Source organism: Glycomyces niveus, assembly GCF_017592475.1.
Lineage (GTDB): Bacteria > Actinomycetota > Actinomycetes > Mycobacteriales > Micromonosporaceae > Glycomyces > Glycomyces niveus.
Genome location: NZ_JAGFNP010000025.1, coordinates 1 through 1,739 on the forward strand (window position 1 = coordinate 1; position 1,739 = coordinate 1,739).

Sequence of the window (1,739 nt, forward strand, 5' to 3'; positions counted from 1 at the left end):
CGACGCCGCCCATGAATGTCCCTCATGGAATGTTCACTCCTTTGAGTGATGACACCGATGCACTCACCTGTCATCATTGAAGTACGAACAGGCAAGCGAAAACAGGCAGACCATTCGAGAACAGTGGAAGGAGGCGAGCCCCCGATGAGCAGCTGCACCCCCACTCCCCCGGCCTCTGAGCGCGCGGCCGCCATCCGCACCGCCCTCGATGACGCCGCCTCCCTCATCAACGTCCAGCACGCCCAGGTCCTGTCGGCGGTGATCGAGATGAAGGAAGCCAACCTCCACCGCTCCGCGTTCGGGTTCTCCGCCCTGCGCGATCTGCTGGTCTCCCAGTTCGACTTCCACAACCGCACCGCCGCCGACATCGCCGCCATCGCCCGCCTCTCGGGAAAGTTCCGTCTCCTCGCTAAGGCGGCCACCTCCGGGAAGGCCCGGATCGACCAGGTCGCCTACGCCGTCCGCCAGCTCGAGCAGACCCCCGCCATGCGCCTGTTCGCCCGCACCCCCTTCAAAACCCCCGCCCCCTCCCCCTTCGACGCCTCGGTGGTGTGTGCGACCCCGGAGGCCATGGTCGCCCAGTACTGCGCACACGCCACCTTCAAGGAACTGCGCCGCCACCTCGATGAGGTGTGGGCCTCGATCGCCGAAGCGACCGAACTGTTCGACGAACTGGGCGAGCAGTCCATGCAGCGCCTCGAACTCACCCCGCAGGCCAACGGCATGTGGGCCTTGGAAGGCACCCTCTCGGAAGCGACCGGGCGCCTGCTCGACAAGTACCTGAAGACCGCCTGCCCGCCACCCCGCCAAGAGGACCAGGAGAGCGAGGACGAGGGCGGCCTCCTGCCCGCGCAGGCGAACCGGCACGCCGAAGCCTTCCACCAGCTCCTCGCGGGCTACGGCTCCTCACCCCAGGCCGCCACACGCCACGGCCACACCGCCACCCTCGACCTCGTGGTGGACATCGAGACGTTGCAGGGCAAGGACACCGGCCGACTGCCCCTCCTCGAAGGCCAACCCATCTCGGTCGCCCGCGCCCGCCTCCTCGCCTGCGAAGCCGCCATCATCCCCTCAGTGTTCAACTACGCCACCGGGGAAGCAGTCGAACTCGGCAGGACCCTCCGCCTGCCCAACGCGGCCCTGCGCCGCAAGCTCGAACTCGAGCAACCGGAAGGGTGCGCTTGGTCCGGCTGCGACCGGCCGGTCGCGTGGACCGAGGCACACCACCTCCAGCACTGGGCCGACGGCGGCCCGACCACGGCCGAGAACCTGATCCTGCTGTGCAGGTTCCACCACGGCCGCATCCACACCCCCGGCTGGTCGGTCGAGAAGACCGGACCCGGCACTGCCGTCATCACCCACCACGACGGCCACGAGAGCGCCCCCGAGGAACACTCCGGGTGCGGCTGCGCCGACTGGCGCACCGATGCCGACATGGACACCGAGAACGAGGGCACCGAACGGGATGTCTTCCCGACCGGGCTCTACCGGACCGAATGGTCCCAGGCCATGAAACCCGACCTGGACGCCCTCACCCAAGCCATCGACAGAGACCGATGCCTGGCTGCTATCAAGGCAGCCAAGGCGAAATGCCGAGAGAAGTTCGGGGCACCCACGCCAGTGCCGGTCTTAGGCTGCCCCAGTGGGCGACCGCTGGGGGAAAGCGCCGCACAGCAAGACCATGCAGCGCAAGCCCGATCCCGCATGGGTTCGGGCCCCTCGGCATGCCCGGGGCCGGA

At 68.2% G+C, this 1,739-nt stretch carries 1 protein-coding gene; it reads left to right on the plus strand.

Annotated elements, in window-relative coordinates; all coding sequences use genetic code 11:
• Positions 1–144: 144 nt before the first annotated feature.
• Positions 145–1,739 (plus strand): HNH endonuclease signature motif containing protein (locus J5V16_RS24015; RefSeq protein ID WP_208499908.1); only part of this gene is annotated, 1,595 nt, incomplete at its 3' end.